The following is a 20,593-nucleotide window of genomic DNA, read 5'->3' as shown; positions in this document are numbered from 1 at the left end:
ATTAAGAAATATTCGGTATTCTACCTCTGTTACCATATTGTTGTATAGAGGAGGATACCGAATATGAAGTCCCGATTCAGTACTGTAAGACTAAGATACATATACATTGGAGGAGCAAGCGCGTTACTGAGCGCAGCCCTCCTTTTTGTCGTCTATCACATGCTGCGATTTGCGCATAACCATGTCCTTCCTGATACAGCATGGATAACGCGTATGATGAACTGGGGAATCAACCATATCGGCACAAAGCCGTTTTTCATCTTCATTGGGGGAGCTTTGTTTGCGATCTTTTTCTGGATTCGATCCCAGAAGATTGCGGAAGATCTCAGTCACCTTGCACGCGGAACAGCGGAACTTGCATTGGGCCATAACCCTGGAAGAATTGATGTTCTCAGTGGTGGTGAACTAAGACAGATTGCTGCCAATCTGAATACGATTGCGTCTCTCCTGCATGAGGAAGGGCTGAACATACCAGAACGGAAACATGAGACAAGAGAGATAGAGGGAGCGTCTATGTACAATGAGCAACCCGATCTAAAGCAACATGTGGAAGAAGACAAGGAGAATGCTCAGACTAGTTCTGCACAGGTTGACTTACCGATAAAGCTTACCCTATACGGCGTCCGTTCCTCTCTGGATGAGATCATCCAAGGGCGCTGTCAGGACGAGGTAGAAGTTCAGCATTGGGTCAGGTTGGCGTATGAACAGACATTGCTGCTTCAACATGCTCTGGAGAGTACACAACGGGATGGACTGGAACGCGGAGTTTCAGATGAACAGGTACACAAGGAGCCTGAATGTTGAAGCACAGGGGCAAGCGATGGATGTATTACGTATTTGATGCAGCAGTGGTTGTAGTTGTGATGTTGGCCCTTTTCTATCTCTATCTGATTACTTATGGCGAAGGAGTGCTTCGCAATCGTCCCGAGGCTATGCAGGTGGCCGCTTCAACCGTTATTACGAATGCAGAGGGGACCGAAATTTCGAGGTTGCTTACGCAGACCAAAGGGTATTCCGAATATGCTGATCTGAACGCCATGCCGGATTTATTAAAGAAGGCTTTTTTGGCTACAGAAGATCGACGGTTCTTCAACCATGATGGACTGGATTTCATCGGTCTCGGCAGGGCCATTGTGCAGGATATTATACATATGAATCTAAGTCAGGGAGGAAGCTCCATCACGCAGCAACTGGCAAGAAATCTGTATTTGAATGGGGATAAAACATTAAGTCGAAAGGTGAATGAGATATCAATTGCAATGGCCCTTGAGAAGAAATACAGCAAAGATGAAATTCTGGAGATGTATCTGAATCAGATCTACATGGGACGCCAGCAGTATGGTGTAAAAGCGGCAGCCTGGCGGTATTTTGGAATGAAGGATATGCACCAGTTGGAGCTATGGCAGATGGCTACATTGGCGGGAATGCCCAAAGGTCCGTCTCTATACAATCCAGTAGATCATCCTGAACTTTCCAAACAAAGACGTGCCGTTATCCTTGGACTCATGCATGAACAGGGATTAATTACACGAAAGCAGATGCTTGAAGCTCGCAGCGTCGATTATACGCCGCCTGAAACCGTATTGAACACAGCAAGTTCATCGGGCTTGAGCAAACCTGCATATGTGTCTGCCGTAGATGCAGTGATTCAGGAGGCTTCTCGGATCACAGGCAGAAGTGAAGTGGAGATTCAATCGGCAGGTTGGGTTATTCAAACCGGACTAGACCAACAGGCGCAACTGGCGATGGAAGAAACATTTGCAGACACTACCCGATTCCCCGATGATCGCCACGACGAACTGGTTCAGGCAAGTATGGTGATTATCGACCAGCATAACGGTGAAGTGAAAGCGATGATGGGTGGACGCAATCCCTTGAAAGGGGACATCAACCGGGCGATTATGGATGCGAGGCAGCCAGGCTCTTCTTTCAAACCGATTATTGCATATGGCCCTGCATTGGAGTTGGGGAAGTTCAAGCCAGAGAGCATACTGCCGGATAAACGCATGAGTTATGGCAACTATCAGCCCAGCAATCTGGGTGGGCGTTACAGCGGTTCGATATCGATGTCCCAGGCTCTGCAAAAGTCCATTAATGCCCCAGCCGTATGGCTGCTTCACGAAACCGGACTGAAATACGCACATCAATTTGCGGCACGACTCGGTATTGAACTGGGGCAAGAAGATCTGAACCTCTCGATTGCCTTGGGAGGTGTGCATCAGGGGGTGTCTCCAATGAAGATGGCGCAGGCCTATACCGTGTTTGCGAATAATGGAAAGTTGAATACAGCCCATCTTATACGCCAGATTACAGATTCCCATGGACGAACAATATACGCTCATAAGTCTGCAAATAAGCAGGTAATCTCCTCTAGCACGGCGAATGCCATGACCAGAATGCTGCAAAATGTAGTCAGTCAGGGAACAGGAAGTCGGGCACAGTTAGGTCAGCACAAGGTAGCGGGTAAAACGGGAACAACACAGGCAGCATTACCTGGTGTGGGAAGGGAGGCCAATCGGGATCTGTGGTTTGTAGGCTATACGAGTAACTGGACTGCGGCGGTCTGGATGGGATTTGATCATACGGATGCAGAACATTATATGAGATCAGGAAGTGGTATTGCAGCTGATTTGTTCGCAACGGTAATGAAAAGTGCGATGTAATAGACGTCGAAGTGAGGGAGATCATAGGCCAGACGCTCCGTTCGTCCTCTAAAATACACAGAATCTAGATTTTAATGTATAATATGTTTTCTTATCTAGTGTAAAAGGAGAATGAAATGGAACGTAAATACAGTAACTCGGATACAGATACGGATATGAACTCGTTGCAACCGAAAACCGGTATAAGACCGGAACGGCCTGGTATCTCCGGCTTGGGCGGATGGCTTATTTTAATCCAGATCAGTCTTTGGCTTGCCTTGGTGTTTCTCATCTCGGATGTATCGCAGGTGAATGTCATCATGGACCCTGCCAGATGGGAAGGCGACCGTGGTGTAGATCCTCAGATATACACGGAGATGATCCGTCCACTTCTGTGGTTTGGATTCATAAGCAGTACCATTCTATTGATGATCGTTGTCGTGAATCTCATTCTTCTATATAAACGTAAGAGACAGTTTCCACGCATGATGATGGTGTTGTACATGATGAATGTGATTGTAAGCATCGTGACCTGGGTCCTGATCGCACGGAATGAAATCCCAAGAGATCAGCATGTGCTTGATGCAACTCCGGCTTTTCAGCTGATCGTACGATCCATTCTGGCGTGCTGTATCTTCATCCCGTATTTCCTGAAGTCGGTGCGTGTGAAGAATACGTTCGTGAAGTAAAAAGAATAGATTGAAAAGAAGTGATACGTAAGGCCCACTGGCATACAAGAGTTCATCCTGTGTGCTATCGGGCCTTATGTGTGTTACATATGTGAGGGAAAATAATCATTTCGATGATGATTTGGTCCGGATCGAGGCGGGAATTCGGCGTATCATCTGGTTTAACACCTCGGATAACACCAGGCCTACGGCAATAGCGCCGGATAACATGAGTGCCTTGGCGGCCATCTCCATGGCGGCACTGTAGTCATTTTGCACAAAACTTCGCATCGCATTATACGCCAGCCCACCAGGAACCAGAGGAATGATGCCTGCGACGCTGAAGATAATGACGGGTGCACGAAACATGCGAGAGAATACCTGGCTGATGACACCTACGGCTATGGTCGCTGCAAGTGTAGCAGGTACCGCATCCGCAGCATATTCAAGCACGATATAGATAATCCAGCCGATCATGCCGACAAATCCACCGTGGAGCAGCATGCGCCGTGGTGCATTGAAGATGATTCCGAACGCGGCTGAAGCGACAAAACTGGTTAAGGCTTGTTCAATAAAATGGAGCATATCCTGCATTCCTCCGTCTTACATAAAAAGTGAAAATACAACTGCAATGCCGGTACCTATGGCAAAGGCGGTCAGAAATGCCTCGGCTCCCTTGGATAATCCGGAGACGAGATGTCCGGCCATCAGGTCACGTACAGCATTGGTAATCAGCAGCCCCGGAACCAGCGGCATAACCGAACCAATAATAATTTTGTCCCGTTCATGGCCCACTCCCATATAGATCAGGAGAAAAGCGAGTAAGCCGATAACGAAGGATGCCGTAAGCTCGGCAAAAAATTTGACCCGTACCAGCCGGTGAAAGGCAATAACGGCTGCATAACCTATACCCCCGCAGATTACCGCCGGAAGAAAGTCGCTCCAGCCTCCGCCAAACATAATGGTAAAACAACCACTGGATAACGCTGCGGCCATAAGCTGCACAGCCGTTGAGTAGGAGGAAGGCTTGCCTTCGATCTGTACCAACAGATCATGGGCTTCCTGAGCGGATAGCTCACCTTGTCCAATGCGGCGGGAGACCGCATTCACCTCGGATACCTTGTCCAGATCTGTCGTACGCTCGGAGATACGAATCAGCTTGGCGGGTTCGGTTGCATCAACAGAGAAGAAGATGCCTGTAGGCACTACGTAACTGTGTGAATGGGGTAAACCGAGCGCTGCGGCCATACGTTTCATCGTATCTTCCACACGGTAGGTTTCACCACCACTTTGCAGCATGATTTTGCCTGCGAGCAGACAGATTGCAATTACGCGGGATTGTTCAGTAGGGTTGTTGCCAATCATACCCGTCTCGACTTGTGATACGGGTGATGAATCATGACGTATGTATTCCAACCGGATCAAGCTCCGTTTCATAAGTGATATGGGGTGGTGCGACACCATTGTATCATATTTCACACGCCCGCAAGGAATCATACCGCACCATCGCCAAGACCATAAAAAAGCTTCGTTCCCAAGACTTGAAGATCTCAGGAGCGAAGCTTCTTGGAACAGGTTCGGATATAAACGGATTAACAGGAACAATATCCTACATCAACAGGGTAATAACCAACAATTCATACAGCACAAGCGGCAAAGTCGTAGGTCCAAACAACGCGCGCGGTTCAGGATATCCATGCATCGGGGTAACCTGGAGATACAAAATCCCCCGGTCTGCACTGATGATGACACCTTCCCACACTTGACCATCGATATTCTGGACTTGTACCTTCTTGCCTATATGCTGTCGGGCTGTATGATGAAGCATATTCCGCACACTTTGCACGGATTGAAGCATCGGTTGATTGGCTTGATACACGACACGCATGGATGGCGTGGATGTGGATTCAGACATGATGCACAACCCTTCCTCAAAATAAGTTCTTACTTCAAGGTATGCATCTGCCTACAAAGGGTGATTACACAAACGCCATCTCCAGGCTCCCGCGTCCATTTTCATAGGCGACTTTGCCCAATGCTCCATTCACAAAGGTTAACTGGGGCGGCATATGACCAAGATCCACGTCATACAGTACAGGAACATCCAGATCCCCAATTGCAGCGGATAGGGCATCCGTGAAATTGAAATCCGCTGTATCGGAATAACCCGCAGGTCGGCCGAACATGAAACCTTTCACGCCTGCAAACCAGCCAGCCTGTCTCATCTGCCACAGATGACGGTAAATATCCCCTGCGCTCATCTCACAGCTCTCCAGATACCAGATGGTTCCTTCTTCTGCACAATACTGATCCAAAAACGATTGCATGGGTGCATACGGGGTGCCGATCAGACAGGTGATGGTATCCATACAGCCACCGATCAGTCGACCGGAGAACGATACAGCGGTAACTGCATCTTCCGAATGGCCGAGCTGTTTCCAGCGTGAGGGTGTATCCAGGTTAAATCCAGGTAGTTCCATTTTCCATTCCGATTGATAATGCGTGGAAGACGATTGTGTAATCTGTCCGCCGTAAGGGGTCTGTAATACATCGATCCAGCGCGCAGTTACGGGATCAAGGGCGTGTGATCTTAAATCCACATAATTGGTGCCGTGCGCTGTCGCTGTGCCGGTGAGCAGGGTGTATGCGAATAAAAAGGTGCTGATATCCGAATAACCCATGACCCATTTGGGCGGCAATGTTTTCAAAGCTTCCCAATCCAGCAGGGGCAGGATATCCATGAGAAACTCCCCGCCCCATGGAGGGATAACGGCCTGAATAGTTGGATTGCGAAGAAATTCATTCATCTCTTCGGCGCGTTGCTCTTTGGAGGCACTCACACATTTGATGTTCTGGCGGAGCGATGGGCTTTCTATCACGCCAAAACCAAGGCGCTCCATGTTGCGTTTACTCTCCTCAAGATAATGGTGCAAGGATTCGCCTACACCGCTGGAGGGTGCAGCTACACCGATGGTATTTCCCGGAGCGAGTGGCTGCGGATAACGGATAGAACGTTGATTCATTGAGAAAACACCCTTTCCTGTTCACTTTGCTCATCTTCATGAATATTTCCATTATATAGATTAATCCATTTATTGAAAGCACATTGCGTTTAGATTAAGGATTCACAGGAATATCAATAGAGAACGGTGCGCGAATTTGATCAGGATAAGAGAATATTTCCATTGTCAGATTTCCTTTGGCTGCGGCCCCATTTTTAATGACAACTCTTGCTTCAAAGACGGAAGGGCTCCAGCCTACTTCACTTATGTCGAATGGGTTCCCTTTACTGTCCTCGACATTGGTAAATGATAGCCCCGAAGTAGCATTTTGAGCGTCTGCAATTGAAAACTCGAGGATCAGATTTTTGCCCTGGACTGAGCTTTTCAAAAATGTCAAATTTGATGGGCCACCTTGGATTTCACCCAATAATGGATCGATACTAATAACTAGTTCATTCTTATCCACTGCTGAAAGACCAGACCCTTGGAGCGTCAGTTTTTTCGGAGTGGAAAAATACATGCTTTCGAAAAAGACGGAATTTCCAGAGCCAGAGATGGAAGATGAATCCGTTCGCCATGCTCGGCCTTGCTCATCTACCAAATGCAGATCAGGAATGCCGAAGATTTTTTTGGTGTTGTTGCGATCATATTCGATGTCAAGTACAAGGCGAGTGGGATACAGAACGCCCTGTTTTACATGAATACGCTGCCCGTCCACGGTCATTGTTTGGTTTACGGAGATGATTTTTTTCATGTCTTTCGTTAAGCTGTGATCCACTGGGAAGGTGACCTTCCACTTGTTATTCGTTTCCTTATCCTGTTCTTTAAATATAATGGTTAGCTCTTGTGGCGGTAAAGATTCGGTGAATGAGACATCGATTTTATCCTCATAAACACCACTTTCTGAAGCTGGTTTAGGTGAAGCGTAACTAAACGCAACAGGCAGATCTTTCCCGTTCTCATCGAGCAGATCGATATCATAGTTGAATTTCTCGGGATCTTTCATGCCTTTCATCGTGTAAAAAATGACCATACGTGACTCGTCTGTGATAATGCCTTCAACGGTCAAGGAAGTACCATCATGCTCGTCGGTGACACCGACCTTCTGCAAGAGAGACTGATCGATCGCCATCATTAATCCTTTGTCCTGGCGAATCATGCTCACAATGCCTTCCATGCCAGGCAATTGCTCCACAAAGGATGCAAAAGCGGGAGAGACACGGATACATCCCGTAAACAGCAGGATGAGGGCAGCAGCCGAGATGGAGCTCATATACCAGCGCAGCCGGGACTTTCGCTTACGGGCAGCTTGGCGAATTCCCGCTTGCACAGCCTGGGAGGCAGCATCAGGTACTGGCATGGTTTCGTATTCCGTCTTACGAGCATTCAGACGTTCTTCCAATGCGTCGAATGATTTTTGTTCATCCGTCATGAAGATGCATCTCCTTTCATTTCAAGTTGATCCCGGAGCTGTCCGAGTGCCCGATGTAATCGGGATTTGACGGTTCCGGTCGGGATTTCCAGAATATCAGCAACTTCGGTTAGGGAGAAACCTTCAAAATAACTCAGGATAATAATCTGTTTACAATCCCGATCAAGGTTGGATACGGCGGCAGCAAGATCAGGGTCGGCAGGACGATCCCAGCTGCTGGGTTCATGAATCGCCGTATCGGGGCTGAAACGGCTTTTGCGTTTGCGTTCGTCTGCGCAGTAGTTGAGCAGAATGCGGATGAGCCAAGTGCCAAAGTAGGATGGCTCTTTTAATTTTTTGAGTTTACGAAATGCCCGGAAGGTTGATTCCTGAATGGCCTCCAGTGCATCACCTTGGTTGTGCAGGTAGGCATAGGCGATGCGGTACAGTCGACTATGATGCAATTCCATTAAGGCTGCAAAAGCCTCGGCATCCCCTTTTTGTGCGGCGATAGTGAGCTGAGTAGGGGTCACATGGCTCCTCCTTTCATGGTTGTGTTGAGTATTAGACCGTGTAAGGTGTCAAACGGTTCTTGTTTTCTGAAAAAAATATGATGTATTGTGAGATTTCTATAGAAGTTGAACTACATATGTATACGAGAACGTAGAGGACAACACAAATAACCGTCAGACCTTCTCTTTGTACTCCAAAAAGAGTCCTGACGGTTATTCATGTTATTGTCCAAGCTAGCTAAACATTATTGCTGCTGAGCTGCAACGGCTGCTCGCAGACATGAAGCTGTAGACGTATTACCGCGTTCAAGTGCAATGTCCAATGGGGTCTGACCCGCTGAGTTCAGCGCATGTGGATCTGCACCATACTGGATTAACATCTCGATAAGTTCGATCTGATCCGTATGAAATGCTGCCGAGTGCAGTGCATATTGTCCATCACTGTCCAAAATGCTCGTGGATGCCCCATGTTGAAGCAAAAGGCCGATCACTTCGGAAGAACGTTCCCCGGCAAGAGCAGCGTGCAGTGCAGTATTGGACGGAATAAAGGAAATTTTCGAATGAGACAGGGCGTTAACATTGGCTCCGCGCTCCAGAAGAACACGAACTGCTCCTGCTTGTCCATAATGAGAGGCATACCCCAGCGGAGTTAACCCATCCTGATTTTCCGTATTGGTGAGTTCCGGCTGAGAAGCGAGAATTCCAGCAATGGTTACCGCATCTCCAGCCTGTGCAGCCTGAAATAATTGATTCATCTGTTCTGCATGATCCATAAGGATTACCTCCATCTGATGAGATAATTTAATTATAAATGTTACTCTTCAGAGGTTCTTCTTCATAATCACCTTTTTGCCCGCAGCTGGGAAGGAGAGCTATGAAAGCGTCTGGTAAATAATGAACTGAACGATCCGAGACTTTCGAACCCCACATCATAACAGATATTGGTGACAGACTTGTCCGTATCAAGTAAAAGTCGTTTCGCTGCTTGTAGTCTGCATTCAGTCAAATAACGATGGGGTGAAGTGCCGAACAGCTTTTTGTAACTTCGTAGAAAATGATTCACGGATAGTTGTGCAGCTGCTGCAGTCTGTTCAAGCGTTAACGGCTGATCATAATAGGCTGAGATATACTCATGCCCGATATAGACCCTTCGATATAACTCTTCCCTGGTTGAACGTCTGATCATATCAAGTTCGTTAATCTCTTGTTGAATGTTACGGTGTAGATCCAACATATGAACGGCGAGCTGATGAAGTTGCTCCTCTGTTGCCCAGGAATCCAGCATGTCTCGACTGTACAAGTTACGGAAATGATTCAGGGCTACGCCAAGCCGATTATGCATTACGTATGTACGTTCTATCCATTCCATTTTGCTTGGGGATGAATAACTATACGGCTCATCAAGTAGCCGGAGATCCCTACTAATCAGATTCCGGCTAATCTCTTCCACATAACCGGGAGGAAAGAAGATGCAAAAGGATTCAACTGGAGTAGATGAATCGATGTGAAGGCTGTATTCCTGACCTTCATTCAGAAGCAGATAGTTCTCATTGTTGACTGCGAAGTGACCGCGACCCGCTTCATAGAGGGTTTTTCCGTTACGGAATGTTTTCAGTGATAGCGAGCCGCTGCCTTTCCAATCATATTGGGAACTCGATTCATGCAGAATGAAGGGTACAGGTCGAGGAAGCGGAATCTTCAACACTTGCAAGCACCTCCAAGCTTAATTCTGGTTATATAGCTTCTTCACAGCTTCCAGCCCAGGTACGGCAAAACAAGCGAGTGGAGAAGGCAGATCATGGAGCGGGAACCAGCCGATCTCACCGATGGCTCCGCCTTCTTCCAGATTACGAGCATGGCCGCCAATCACCTTGGTGGAATAGAGCACGGATATCCAATGTTCCTGCTGTTGTGGCTGGATTGTCTCCGCCGTGCAGAGCAGGCTGTCGATGGCGATATCCAGGTTCACTTCTTCCTTGATTTCACGGATGACGGCTGTCTCCAGGGACTCATAGGGATCTACTTTCCCGCCAGGAATACTCCAGGTGTGCTGTTCAGGCTGGCGGTTCCGCCAGGCTAGGAGCACTTCGCCCCGATCATTCAGGATGACCGCGCCTACGCCAATGCGAGGTGAAAAATCAGCAGCTCCCCTATTTCCGGATTCGGCAGCAGGGGCAGAACGATTAGATCCGAACGACAGTGGAAGCCCAGACTGTGCCGACCATTCTTCCGCAAGGATACTCATCGAGATCAGGTCATAATGCATGCCATCCCGCAGAACTGCAGAACGCTGACGCCCCTCTTCCCGAAATCCGGCTTTTAGGTATGCGCGTCTCGCGGCTTCATTGTATTCGATGACTTCCAGCGCAATCCGGTTGAGGTTCAATTCATGGAAGCCATATCGGAGAATCAGAGCGAGGGCATCGCTGCCATATCCTTTACCCCGATCATTTTCTTCACCGATGCCAATGGCGAGACGGGCGGAGCGATTGTTCCATTCAATCCGGTAGAGGGCGGTGAAGCCAATGAATCGATTTCCCTCCAGTGTACGTAATGCAAATTCAAAGCCATTGTCTCGACGGACAGAGGAGGAGCCTGTCTCATCCGGCGTTAATGGAACAGCAATATCGGTATCCATGTTGCGCAAATATTCGTAATCGTCCGTGAAGCGGGAGAGACGCATGCAATCTTCCGGGCATGGGGCTGCGAGTCTGACTTTGGAACCTTGAAAAGCATTTAAATGACGTGGAGCCATGTTGCACCTCTTTTGTTCGATATGAAATCTTTCATTTCATTCCATTATACTACGAACAGGAGCAGATACCGAAAAATGGCACTAAACCGTCTACATTCATTGAAAAACAACAAAAAAAAGCAGCCATTTCGGGCTGCTTGTACATTCATTATTTCAGATCATTCAATAAATTCTTCATTTTTTTGTAATGTCCACTGACCCGATCAACCATGTAGTTATACATGAGTTGGTTCTCTGAAAGGTCCGCCATTTCCTTGTCAATGTCAACGTTATTGTTGTTATTGTTCATCGTGGTTTCGTTGTTCTCGACAATTCGGTACTGTACGATGGAAGAATGGGGATCACTGACAGGGAAGTGTTTTTCATGAGTCCGCTTCATGGCGAGCTGATCTGTTTTGCCATTCTCAACGATCCGTCTCAGCTCTTCCTGAAACTCCACCGTTTTCTTTTTGTAGTTGGGCGTGTCTGCATTGGCTATGTTGTTGGTAATGGCATTGTGCTGTGCAGTAAGCGCTTGTAACAGTGATTCGTTACGTCTTGTGGTATTCGTTTCGATCACAGGCTCAGTCTCCTTCACTGCATATTAATACAGTTACTCCTATAATAAAAAATAAAGTTGCACACTGTCAACATAACATAGAAAAAGACAAGCACATGCCGGAGGCTCTTGAAGAGAACCTTGCCTTCATGAAATCTTGTCTTAGACCTTGGCTGGCTTTCTGGATCAGCCTTCGAGCAGACTTTTAAGTGGGACGATTCATATTTTTGCCGTAATAGATCTCGTCCATCTCCAGCTTCAGCCACTCCGTAATCTCCTGTTGTTCCTTCTTGCTGAGCTTATCCTTGGTGTACCCAAACAGATAATTATCGAGGTCGAATTCCTTCAGCTTACATTTGGTGTGGAAAATATTCTCCTGATAGACGTTCACGTCAATCATGTCAAAGCTGTTCTTGATCTCGTCGGGAATATAATTCTGAATCGAGCCGATCTCATGGTCAATGAACAGCTTGCGTCCACTGGTGTCCCGCGTGAAACCACGTACCCGGTAATCCATCGTCATAATGTCTGTATCAAACGAGTGGATCAGATAATTAAGCGCCTTGAGCGGTGAAATCTCACCGCAGGTGGAGACATCAATGTCCGCACGAAAGGTACTTATGCCTTCACTAGGGTGAAACTCTGGGTAGGTGTGCACCGTGATATGACTTTTGTCCAGTTGCATAACGACGTTATCGGGCAGAGGGCCGGGAGATTCATCGAGTGATTCTTCGGGGATCTCCACAATAGGACCTTCCGAGACAAGGATCGTCACACTGGCACCTTGAGGCACATAATCCTGCTTAGCAACATTTAACACGTGGGCCCCGATGATGTCGGAGACGTTGTTCAAAATCTTGCTTAGCCGGTCGGCGTTATATTGTTCATCAATATATTCAATGTAAGCTTCGCGTTCGTCTTTGGTTTTCGTATAACAGATATCGTACATATTGAAGCTCAGCGACTTGGTCAGGTTGTTAAATCCATGCAGTTGAATGCGCTGCTCTGGCGTAATTGTCATGGTTGCAGTTCCCCTTATCCCATACGACATATCATCGCAGTTATAATACTACTTATACCCAACCTGACTCCAAAAAAAACATATGTACGTTATACGGAATGTTAATCTCCTCTGATGATGGATGTGAACGGATGGACCTTGAACGGTCTGCATTGATCCAGCATGATTCAGAAGGAAGAATCGTCGAAGTCTACAATATCGTTCATGCGCTCATCTTCAGCTACCGATTGGATATCCTCTGAAGTGACACTGATGATCGTATAGTCCTCATTCTGCTGTTTCTTCACGGCTTTTTCCTTCACAAAACGGGGACTGCCTTCCCCGGCATCTTCATCATAAACGAGCAGAAGACCATCGCTTTTACGCAGCAACAGGTCATCCCGGGCAGTGAACTGCCACGGTCCAATATAAGGCTGATTGCTAATCGCACCGTAATAGTCCACACCCGAGAGGATGGAACGGTAATACTCCTGCTTGTCTTCTTTCCATTGTTCCTCGGGGTTCTGAAAGGCAGTAATGATCGATAGTTTCAGATGTGGATACGTCTTCTTCAGATCAATCACGACTTCGCATGCCCACAGATCCACACCGTATTGTCCCGGCGTCAGCACCCATTCCAGACCATCCTCGACAATAGGCGTTAAGCGGGAAGAGATGGCTTTTTTAATAAAAGGAATACCTTCATGCTTCTGTCCGAAAATTTGCAATTCATGTGCCCGGTAACCGGTAATCAACAGATTTTTCAGTGTCCGTTCCTCCTTTCAGGCATGATCAATGGATCAGTGGAATTTTCTATATTTTCTATAGACACACACTACAGATGCAGTTATTTCGCAGGTGGAGCATCTGCACGGAACGGATACAGGAATGGTTTCGGAATATCCGTTTCAAATGACATCAGCTCATCCGTTGTCGGATGAATAAATGAGAGTATACGTGCATGAAGTCCGAGGCGGCCGAGGTCTCTTGTGCGTGCGCCATATTTTCGGTCACCGGCAATCGGATGTCCGAGATCTTCCATGTGCACACGAATTTGATTTTTGCGACCTGTCTCCAGACGTACTTCCAGCAGAGAGAAGTCGCGGTTCGACTTCAGACGTTTGTAATGCGTGATCGCATGTTGTCCATCATTCGGACGAGAGCTGGAGTACATTTTCAGTGTTTTGGTTTCCTTCAGCCAGGAAGAGATGGTGCCTTCTTCTTTGGCTACTGCACCTTCAACAAGGGCAACGTAGACACGGTCCTGCACATTTTCTTTCCAGTTGTTTTGCAGTTTCTGCTGTACCTCTTCACTTTTGGCAAACATCATTACACCCGATGTATCCCGATCCAGACGATGGACGACAAAGATCCGGTTCAGCGGATTGGTGCGGCGTACATGCTCTGTCAGTTGGCGATAAGCTGTCAGATCATCCGTCTTGTCAGCGGCAATGGACAACAGTCCGGCTTCCTTGCGGATCACGATGATATCATCGTCTTCATGCAAAATGTTAATACCCGTCAAGGATGGAGCAGCGACTGCACCTTCTTTTCGGATGTAGACAATCTGACCTGGCGTTAGTGCTTCATTAAACTTGGTTACGACTTTCTGATCCACGGACACCTGTCCACGACCCAGAATGGACTTCACCGCGTTCCGTCCCGACTTCAAATGCTGCAACAGGAAGTTCAGCAGTTCGTCCGGTTCGGTGACTTTGTACTGGCGTGGTGGTTCCTGCTTGCGATAATAGGCATTGCCCGGGCGCTTGGAAGCACTGCCATTTTTGGATTTGTTACCTCCGGCTTTCTTCGGTGCGGCTGATGATTTGGTAGCTAGTTGTTTTTTATTCTCCTCCGTATTGCGTGATGCGGAAGCACCTGATGATTTTGCAGATGAGAAGTTAGACTTGCCGGAACGTGCTGTAGATGAACCTGCGTATGATTTTCCCTTGGCCGAGGCCGATGTTTTGCCTGTTGGACGTTTGCGTTTATTCATGAATAGTAATCTCCTTCTGAACAGCCTGTACCGCTTGTGTGCATACGATCCGTTCATTTCGTTATGCAGTCCAATATACCATTAACAGTCGACAAATAAAAATAGGTTCATGAAACTGCTATACATCCAATCCGAAGAGTTGTGAGATTCATAGGATATGGTATCCCATAGCATTGGAGGTGTTACTCATGGGCGTGTTTCTCGATATGAGAACTTCGATGAACTCGGGAACTGTTGGACAGCCCGGTTTGTCGCTGTCAGAATCCCCGACAGCTTTTGGCGCGATTGGTCTGCAGACTCAAGGCGTGGTGAATCCCATTATTACGTTGAACGGAACAGTGGGGGTTACGGGAGAACTTGGAGATACCTTTGTGGTGGAGCTGGTACGGGGATTCGTATATGATCCATTCTATGTCATCTACCGTGCTGAAGGGACGATTGGACAGAACGGCGGTGCCGAATTTCATTCGTTCACAGCTCAGGACCTGTCTGCACCACCCGCACTGGAAAGTGTGTATACTTCGTTCATCTCGGGGGTGTCCACAGCAGTAAGAACCGGGCCGGAGATGTTATACGGTATTGCAGCCACTGGTTAGTTGTGAAAGGCGTAATATCAATAAGCAGAGTGCTCGTCATCGCTTATGTTGACGGCAGAGTTCGTTTCATTTCCCAGAAACCAGAAGTAGAAGGTCGTGTCGCAATATATCTCGACTAGCGCTCAGCATGAAACCCCTGGCTTAAGGAGCCGGGGGTTTTTGTCATACAAATGTCTGTACAGTCAAGGCGGCGCACTCATCTGAAGGATGGAGGTGTCCAGGGGGATCAGTTGGCACGTCCTTTCAGAATGATGTTGTTGGCTTTGCCGAAGTCGATGGCGACTTTGCCGGCCAGTGCAGCTGTACGCTCAGCCAGAACAACCGCGTTGACACCACAGGAGAAGAGAGCGACATCAAAGGTATCTTGATTCGTCTGAATCCACTCGAGTGTTTCCTGCATGTGATCATAGCTGTCGAAGGGCAGTGCAGTCACGATGTTTAAATGATACGGCTCACGTTCGAGCGTAGCACGCAAGGCTTCGGTCTCACGGGTAACGAGAAGCACACGCTTGCCTGCAAGCATCTGCCAGAAACGAGGATTTTGTGCCAGTTCCCGATTGACACAGGCATGACAAGTCCGTGGGGGAGAGATGCCAAAGTGGGCAAACACCATATCGGTCAGAGGTCGTTTGAGATAATCCGGCGCGTTAATGGTACTGTCACCACGGGGAAGAACGCCGACGATATCCGCCCGTTGCAAGGAAGCGGCAACTTCATCCCGGAGCTGCGGGTTGGGAAGACGCAATCCCTTTTGTCCTAAATTGGCTTTCTTGGCCCAACGCTCCTGAAGGACCCGTTCCGTGGTCCATACGGTTTCTTGAGACATGACGATATTCTCGCCATCGCCGACACGTACAAGAGAGAGCGGACGCTGTTCAAGAAGCGCCGTTTCAAGCTGCTCAAGCACACCTTCCAGTTCAAGATAGATCGAATCCATTCAGCGATTGCCCCCTTTGAAAATAGAACTGCTCTATTCTATGTTGCGACTGGAGCAACGATATGTACGTTCGACCCGCAGGGCTTCATCTTCAGGCGTATATGAATCTATTTATATGAAAGTCAGTACATCTGTCGGTACCGCTTCTATTAACGTTTCATACGTTATAGAGTGCTGGATTCCAAAGGAGATGTTGCTTGGAAGAGATATGAATGTGATAGATGTGGCTCATTGAGAGACGGCATCGAGAGAGACGACATCAATACTATGAAAACGGTCTGTATGCTGTAAAAGGATCATGCAGTAGCGTTCATGAGGAGGAATGTTATGTCCAGGAAAGTTGTGATTGAGATTAACTTCAACAATTACGGGATGGACCCGCAGCGATTGACGCGGGAGTGGCTGGAACGTCGAATGAGCATCTTCCGCACGTTCACATTGCATTGCCTGAAGGCACAGACGAATCAGGATTTCCTGACCGTGGTGAAGCTGTCCAAGGAATCGGGGGAGTTGATGCAGGAGATTCTGGCAGGTCAAGAGCCGCTCCCTTCCAATATCCGTTTTGGAACAAATATTGAAAGTGTGCGTGCCATTCTGGCTTTTGCTGAAGGAGCAGAGGATATCTATATTGCCCGTCTGGATTCGGATGATCTGTATCATAGAACCTTTGTTCAGCAACTCTACGATATTCAGCCACAGCCGCAGACGATGGCATTGATTAACCAGAACGGCTATCTCTGGGATAGCGTGAACAACGAAATGGCACCAGCGTTTCATCGTTCTCCGCAATTCTATGTCTACCTGTATAAAACAGCGGAGTACGCATCCGGATACCGGGTCAAGCTTCCGGGCAGAGGTACACATGGCAATGTCATAGACTTGCCGCATGAACTGCTTGCTCCGCGCAATTATGTCAACATCGTACATTCAAGCAATACTTCAGTGAAAAAAGTACCACCAAAAGACCGATTAAGCCGGGATGAGATGGCCCAGGTATTACGCGAATTCATGATCTGATCAGGGGGGATTCATCGATGATTCAAGGACAAACGATTCTGATCACCGGAGGAACAGGCTCCTGGGGTCAAAAGCTGACCGAGGTGCTGCTGGAACAGGACCCGGCTGAGATTCGCCTTCTGTCACGCAATGAATACGCCCAGATTGCAATGCAGCGTGAGTTCAACCATGACCCGCGTCTGCGATTCATCATTGGAGATATCCGGGATTATCGGGCAGTGGAAGATGCATGCAGGGGCGTGGATGTGCTTTTCCATTTGGCTGCGCTGAAGCATGTGCCGGTCTGCGAGGACCAGCCGGATGAGGCGTTCAAGACCAATGTGATCGGCACACAGAACATTATTCGGGCTGCGATCCGTATGCAGATTCCCAAAGTTATTGATGTGTCCACGGATAAGGCGGTAGATCCGATTAACGTATATGGCATGACGAAGGCTTTGGGTGAAAAAATGATGATCCGTGCCAATTGGCTGAGTGAAGGGACCCGGTTTGTCTGCATCCGCGGCGGTAATGTGCTTGGAACCAGCGGAAGTGTCGTGCCCTTGTTCCGTCGTCAGATCGATGAAGGCAAGAGCCTGACCATTACAGACAAAGGCATGACCCGTTTTTTCCTTACGCGTACCGAGGCCATACATTTACTGCTTAAGGCCGCTGAGGCAGCCGTGGGCGGGGAGACGTTTGTGATGAAAATGAAAGCTTGCAAGATGACGGATCTGGCCTCCGTCATGTTGGAACAGGCAGGTCGTCCATCCTTCGATTACAAGGTGACCGGAATTCGTCCGGGCGAGAAGTTGCATGAAGTGCTGATCTCGCCCTTTGAAGCACCGCGCACTCGTCAATACGATGCACAGTATTATGTGATCCTGCCGGAGCACCAGGACAAGGGACTGACGGATCAGTACAGCAGCCTGTCACATGTGAACTTCACCGAGTATCGTTCGGACAGTGCCATGATGAACAAACCAGCGATTGCCCGTTTTTTGCGTGCAGGCGGTTATATCGATTAGGGTGTGTCTCAAAACGGCTTCAACGGAGTTTTCAGACACGCCCAGCGAAGGGAGGCGGAGCATTTGGAGTTGGAAGGAATGGAAGAGAATCATCAGCATGAGCAGCACGAAGGAAATGAAGAATTACAGCCACCGACCCCAATACAACCTATTCATGATCGCTCCTTGAAAGCTGTTGTCATCGGTCTCGGTTATGTAGGTTTGCCCATGGCCATCGAGATGGCCCAGGCAGGATATCGGGTTCACGGGATCGATATCGATACCTCCAAGGTAGCCAAGCTGCGTGCCGGACATTCGTATGTTATCGGTATAGATGATACAGTCCTGCAGTCTCTCATGAAGGCAGGTTTGTTCACGGCCAGCACGGATTATACAGCGGTGGCACAGGCGAATGTCATTGTAATCTGTGTGCCCACTCCGCTGACTGCCGAGCATCAACCGGATATCTCGTATATTGCGTCTGCGGTGGATGGCATGACTCCATATTTGCAGGAGGGTAGTCTTGTTATATTGGAAAGCACGACTTATCCGGGCACGACGGAAGAAGTCGTGAAACAACCGATAGAAGTGGCAAACGGCTGGCGGGCGGGAGAACAATTCTACGTTTGCTATTCTCCCGAACGGGTAGATCCTGGCAGTGTGCATTATGGTGTGAAAAATACGCCAAAGATCATTGGCGGCTCTACGCCTGCCTGTCTGGAGTATGGTAAACAGTTCTACGGCTCGTTCCTCAACGAAGTTGTTCCGGTCAGTTCAACGACGGTAGCGGAGACGGCGAAGCTGTTCGAAAATACATTTCGCAGTGTCAACATTGCACTCGTCAATGAGCTGACTCCGGCCTGTGAACAGATGGGCGTGAACATCTGGGAGGTGCTGGGTGCTGCGGCCACCAAGCCGTTTGGTTACATGCCATTTTATCCCGGTCCAGGCATCGGCGGACACTGTATCCCGATCGATCCCATCTATCTGTCCTGGGCGGCAAGCCGGCAAGGATCAGAGTTGCAATTCATCCAGCTGGCAGATGCAACCAATCGACAGATGCCAGAGAACGTAGTGAAGCGTTCAGCAGAATTGCTGGAGCAAAAGGGGATATCTCTGCGGGGTGCGCGCGTTGTGCTGGCGGGTATGGCTTATAAAAAAGACATCGATGACTTGCGCGAATCACCTGCGCTGGACGTCTTTCGGCTGCTGAGCGCAGCGGGGGCAGAAGTCGTTTTCACCGATCCGATGGTGCCTGTCTTCCGCAAGGATGATGGCACAGTGCTGCACGCTAGTCCGGCGGTGCCGGAATTGTGGGCATGGGCTGACTTGGTGATCATCACAACGGATCATACGGGATTCAATTATCAGGAGATGGCGGATCATGCGAAGCTGATCTTCGATACACGCAACGCAACGGCCGGATGCCACGGAGGAAATATTGTGGTGTTGGGCCAGCCTGTGCGGCCTGAGGTGAAGGGAGTATGCGAGCAACAGGAGAGTATAGCATCGGTAGGACAAAAAGAAACGGCAGTCAAGGATGGTGCAGCTCACCATGAAGTTGCCATCGGCCCCGACGAGGATCAGGGAGACGCCCATGGCAAATCATGATCGTGTGAGTGAACGTTACTATGGCGAGATTAACTCGGAAGATTCTCATGAAGCGACGAGGACGCGTGTTCACTGGATGTGCCGTGAGGCAACTGGCAAACGTATTCTGGATGTCGGGTGTAGTCAGGGCATTACGTCCATTCTGCTGGCACGTGAAGGATTTCGTGTCACTGGCATTGATCTGGAGGAAGAAAGTATCCGGTATGCCCAAAGCGAGCTAGCCAAAGAATCCAGGCCGGTCAGGAATAATGTGGACTTTCGGATGCTGGATATTACGCAATGGAAAGTCAGAACGACTTTTGACACGGTACTACTGGGAGAAGTACTGGAGCATTTTGCTCATCCAGAGACGTTATTGATTCAGATTCATCGGCTGTTACAAGAAGAGGGGACGCTGGTGGTAACCGTGCCATATGGATATCATCCGTTCTATGATCACAAGCAGACCTTCTATGCAGGAAATCTGGCGATGTGTCTGATGCCCTATTTCGAAGTCTTGAAACTGGAAGTTCATCATAAATATCTATGTTGCGTGGCCCGCAGACGGCGGAGTACACAGCTTCATATGTCGCCAACGTTAGATCAACTGATGGAGTGGATGGAGCTGGATCATGCACATTTTGCCGAGGTGGAACAACAGCATCTCCGCGTAATGAAACAACGCAAGAAGGCACTGGACAGTGCGGTGGAGCAGGTGAAACGTCTTCGTCGTCAGGAGAGCGGGGAAGGGCAGCAGTAAAGGTGGGAACAGGGCAGGAAAAAGAAAAGAGATACGGCCAGTGGCAAGGCAGGGGGAGAGACAGTGGCAAGGGCAGGGTTAGAGCCTAAGTCAAGGACAAGGACAGTCTATGTTCTAACGAATCTCACACGTCTTATATTGGTGATTTTCGAGAGGTGACAAATCTAACGAATCTAAGCGACG

Annotated in this window: 22 protein-coding genes; 8 read left to right on the top strand and 14 right to left on the bottom strand. The window is 48.5% G+C overall.

The window, feature by feature from the left end; genetic code table 11:
• The first annotated feature begins 63 nt into the window (after positions 1-63).
• From ACX9NY_RS16045 to ACX9NY_RS16035, 3 genes are all read left to right on the top strand, one after another.
• Positions 64-804, top strand: coding sequence for a hypothetical protein (locus ACX9NY_RS16045; protein ID WP_472473762.1), 741 nt, complete (start codon positions 64-66; stop codon positions 802-804).
• Entirely contained in the window at positions 798-2,663 is a 1,866-nt protein-coding gene (locus ACX9NY_RS16040; RefSeq protein ID WP_472473760.1) for a transglycosylase domain-containing protein, read from the top strand. The genes ACX9NY_RS16045 and ACX9NY_RS16040 overlap by 7 nt, the downstream gene beginning before the upstream one ends.
• A 116-nt stretch (positions 2,664-2,779) precedes the next feature.
• Positions 2,780-3,331, top strand: a complete 552-nt coding sequence (locus ACX9NY_RS16035) for a DUF2569 domain-containing protein (protein WP_472473758.1) — start codon at positions 2,780-2,782, stop codon at positions 3,329-3,331.
• 105 nt (positions 3,332-3,436) lie between these two features.
• Here the strand turns inward: ACX9NY_RS16035 and ACX9NY_RS16030 are convergent, their stop codons facing one another.
• The 13 genes from ACX9NY_RS16030 to ACX9NY_RS15970 form a co-directional block, all read right to left on the bottom strand.
• A complete protein-coding gene (locus ACX9NY_RS16030) occupies positions 3,437-3,895 on the bottom strand; it encodes a threonine/serine exporter family protein (protein ID WP_347388135.1) in 459 nt (152 codons plus the stop codon).
• 18 nt (positions 3,896-3,913) lie between these two features.
• Complete coding sequence (locus ACX9NY_RS16025; protein ID WP_472479315.1) at positions 3,914-4,675, bottom strand: threonine/serine exporter family protein; 762 nt, start codon at positions 4,673-4,675, stop codon at positions 3,914-3,916.
• 244 nt (positions 4,676-4,919) lie between these two features.
• Complete coding sequence (locus ACX9NY_RS16020; protein WP_472473756.1) at positions 4,920-5,225, bottom strand: hypothetical protein; 306 nt, start codon at positions 5,223-5,225, stop codon at positions 4,920-4,922.
• A 64-nt stretch (positions 5,226-5,289) separates the two neighbouring features.
• Positions 5,290-6,333, bottom strand: coding sequence for a S66 family peptidase (locus ACX9NY_RS16015; RefSeq protein WP_472473754.1), 1,044 nt, complete (start codon positions 6,331-6,333; stop codon positions 5,290-5,292).
• Between the two features lie 94 nt (positions 6,334-6,427).
• A complete protein-coding gene (locus ACX9NY_RS16010) occupies positions 6,428-7,744 on the bottom strand; it encodes a DUF4179 domain-containing protein (protein ID WP_472473752.1) in 1,317 nt (438 codons plus the stop codon).
• Positions 7,741-8,256, bottom strand: coding sequence for an RNA polymerase sigma factor (locus tag ACX9NY_RS16005; RefSeq protein ID WP_339240499.1), 516 nt, complete (start codon positions 8,254-8,256; stop codon positions 7,741-7,743). The genes ACX9NY_RS16010 and ACX9NY_RS16005 overlap by 4 nt, the downstream gene beginning before the upstream one ends.
• Before the next feature lie 224 nt (positions 8,257-8,480).
• On the bottom strand, positions 8,481-9,008 hold the full coding sequence (locus tag ACX9NY_RS16000) for an ankyrin repeat domain-containing protein (protein ID WP_339240500.1): 528 nt from the start codon (positions 9,006-9,008) through the stop codon (positions 8,481-8,483).
• A gap of 68 nt (positions 9,009-9,076) precedes the next feature.
• A complete protein-coding gene (locus ACX9NY_RS15995; protein WP_472473750.1) occupies positions 9,077-9,940 on the bottom strand; it encodes a helix-turn-helix domain-containing protein in 864 nt (287 codons plus the stop codon).
• An 18-nt stretch (positions 9,941-9,958) separates the two neighbouring features.
• Positions 9,959-10,990 (bottom strand): GNAT family N-acetyltransferase, encoded by a 1,032-nt coding sequence (locus ACX9NY_RS15990; RefSeq protein ID WP_472473748.1) that lies wholly within the window; start codon positions 10,988-10,990, stop codon positions 9,959-9,961.
• A gap of 148 nt (positions 10,991-11,138) precedes the next feature.
• Complete coding sequence (gene flgB / locus ACX9NY_RS15985; RefSeq protein ID WP_253432078.1) at positions 11,139-11,549, bottom strand: flagellar basal body rod protein FlgB; 411 nt, start codon at positions 11,547-11,549, stop codon at positions 11,139-11,141.
• 184 nt (positions 11,550-11,733) lie between these two features.
• A complete protein-coding gene (speD, locus tag ACX9NY_RS15980; protein ID WP_253432081.1) occupies positions 11,734-12,549 on the bottom strand; it encodes an adenosylmethionine decarboxylase in 816 nt (271 codons plus the stop codon).
• Between the two features lie 167 nt (positions 12,550-12,716).
• The gene (locus ACX9NY_RS15975) at positions 12,717-13,295 is read right to left on the bottom strand and encodes an SLOG family protein (RefSeq protein ID WP_339261351.1); all 579 of its coding nucleotides are present in this window, start codon (positions 13,293-13,295) and stop codon (positions 12,717-12,719) included.
• Between the two features lie 80 nt (positions 13,296-13,375).
• Entirely contained in the window at positions 13,376-14,524 is a 1,149-nt protein-coding gene (locus ACX9NY_RS15970; RefSeq protein ID WP_472473745.1) for an RluA family pseudouridine synthase, read from the bottom strand.
• 188 nt (positions 14,525-14,712) lie between these two features.
• Here ACX9NY_RS15970 and ACX9NY_RS15965 point away from each other — a divergent pair, with 188 nt between their 5' ends.
• Positions 14,713-15,120, top strand: coding sequence for a hypothetical protein (locus tag ACX9NY_RS15965; protein WP_339240503.1), 408 nt, complete (start codon positions 14,713-14,715; stop codon positions 15,118-15,120).
• 226 nt (positions 15,121-15,346) lie between these two features.
• Here ACX9NY_RS15965 and ACX9NY_RS15960 read toward each other — a convergent pair whose 3' ends face one another.
• A complete protein-coding gene (locus ACX9NY_RS15960; protein ID WP_472473743.1) occupies positions 15,347-16,057 on the bottom strand; it encodes a GT-D fold domain-containing glycosyltransferase in 711 nt (236 codons plus the stop codon).
• A 327-nt stretch (positions 16,058-16,384) separates the two neighbouring features.
• On the opposite strand from ACX9NY_RS15960, the gene ACX9NY_RS15955 reads away from it, so the two are divergent.
• From ACX9NY_RS15955 to ACX9NY_RS15940, 4 genes are all read left to right on the top strand, one after another.
• Entirely contained in the window at positions 16,385-17,074 is a 690-nt protein-coding gene (locus tag ACX9NY_RS15955) for a glycosyltransferase (protein WP_472473741.1), read from the top strand.
• A gap of 17 nt (positions 17,075-17,091) precedes the next feature.
• On the top strand, positions 17,092-18,081 hold the full coding sequence (locus tag ACX9NY_RS15950; protein WP_124113486.1) for a polysaccharide biosynthesis protein: 990 nt from the start codon (positions 17,092-17,094) through the stop codon (positions 18,079-18,081).
• Between the two features lie 63 nt (positions 18,082-18,144).
• Positions 18,145-19,671, top strand: a complete 1,527-nt coding sequence (locus ACX9NY_RS15945) for a nucleotide sugar dehydrogenase (RefSeq protein ID WP_472473739.1) — start codon at positions 18,145-18,147, stop codon at positions 19,669-19,671.
• On the top strand, positions 19,658-20,410 hold the full coding sequence (locus tag ACX9NY_RS15940; RefSeq protein WP_472473737.1) for a class I SAM-dependent methyltransferase: 753 nt from the start codon (positions 19,658-19,660) through the stop codon (positions 20,408-20,410). The genes ACX9NY_RS15945 and ACX9NY_RS15940 overlap by 14 nt, the downstream gene beginning before the upstream one ends.
• The last annotated feature ends 183 nt before the right edge of the window (positions 20,411-20,593 follow it).

The organism is Paenibacillus sp. CB74, assembly GCF_055687625.1.
This window is presented reverse-complemented; position numbering and strand designations above follow the sequence as displayed.

Bases quoted from the DNA above. Each gene is read 5' to 3' on its own strand.
- ACX9NY_RS15955 (WP_472473741.1), top strand. From the start codon at position 16,385: ATGTCCAGGAAAGTTGTGATTGAGATTAACTTCAACAATTACGGGATG.
- ACX9NY_RS16035 (WP_472473758.1), top strand. From the start codon at position 2,780: ATGGAACGTAAATACAGTAACTCGGATACAGATACGGATATGAACTCG.
- ACX9NY_RS15960 (WP_472473743.1), bottom strand. From the start codon at position 16,057: ATGGATTCGATCTATCTTGAACTGGAAGGTGTGCTTGAGCAGCTTGAA.
- ACX9NY_RS16040 (WP_472473760.1), top strand. From the start codon at position 798: ATGTTGAAGCACAGGGGCAAGCGATGGATGTATTACGTATTTGATGCA.
- ACX9NY_RS15940 (WP_472473737.1), top strand. From the start codon at position 19,658: ATGGCAAATCATGATCGTGTGAGTGAACGTTACTATGGCGAGATTAAC.
- ACX9NY_RS16045 (WP_472473762.1), top strand. From the start codon at position 64: ATGAAGTCCCGATTCAGTACTGTAAGACTAAGATACATATACATTGGA.
- ACX9NY_RS16000 (WP_339240500.1), bottom strand. From the start codon at position 9,008: ATGGATCATGCAGAACAGATGAATCAATTATTTCAGGCTGCACAGGCT.
- ACX9NY_RS16015 (WP_472473754.1), bottom strand. From the start codon at position 6,333: ATGAATCAACGTTCTATCCGTTATCCGCAGCCACTCGCTCCGGGAAAT.
- ACX9NY_RS16025 (WP_472479315.1), bottom strand. From the start codon at position 4,675: ATGATTGGCAACAACCCTACTGAACAATCCCGCGTAATTGCAATCTGT.
- ACX9NY_RS15990 (WP_472473748.1), bottom strand. From the start codon at position 10,990: ATGGCTCCACGTCATTTAAATGCTTTTCAAGGTTCCAAAGTCAGACTC.
- ACX9NY_RS15950 (WP_124113486.1), top strand. From the start codon at position 17,092: ATGATTCAAGGACAAACGATTCTGATCACCGGAGGAACAGGCTCCTGG.
- speD (WP_253432081.1), bottom strand. From the start codon at position 12,549: ATGACAATTACGCCAGAGCAGCGCATTCAACTGCATGGATTTAACAAC.
- ACX9NY_RS16010 (WP_472473752.1), bottom strand. From the start codon at position 7,744: ATGACGGATGAACAAAAATCATTCGACGCATTGGAAGAACGTCTGAAT.
- ACX9NY_RS16020 (WP_472473756.1), bottom strand. From the start codon at position 5,225: ATGTCTGAATCCACATCCACGCCATCCATGCGTGTCGTGTATCAAGCC.
- ACX9NY_RS16030 (WP_347388135.1), bottom strand. From the start codon at position 3,895: ATGCTCCATTTTATTGAACAAGCCTTAACCAGTTTTGTCGCTTCAGCC.
- ACX9NY_RS15965 (WP_339240503.1), top strand. From the start codon at position 14,713: ATGGGCGTGTTTCTCGATATGAGAACTTCGATGAACTCGGGAACTGTT.
- ACX9NY_RS15970 (WP_472473745.1), bottom strand. From the start codon at position 14,524: ATGAATAAACGCAAACGTCCAACAGGCAAAACATCGGCCTCGGCCAAG.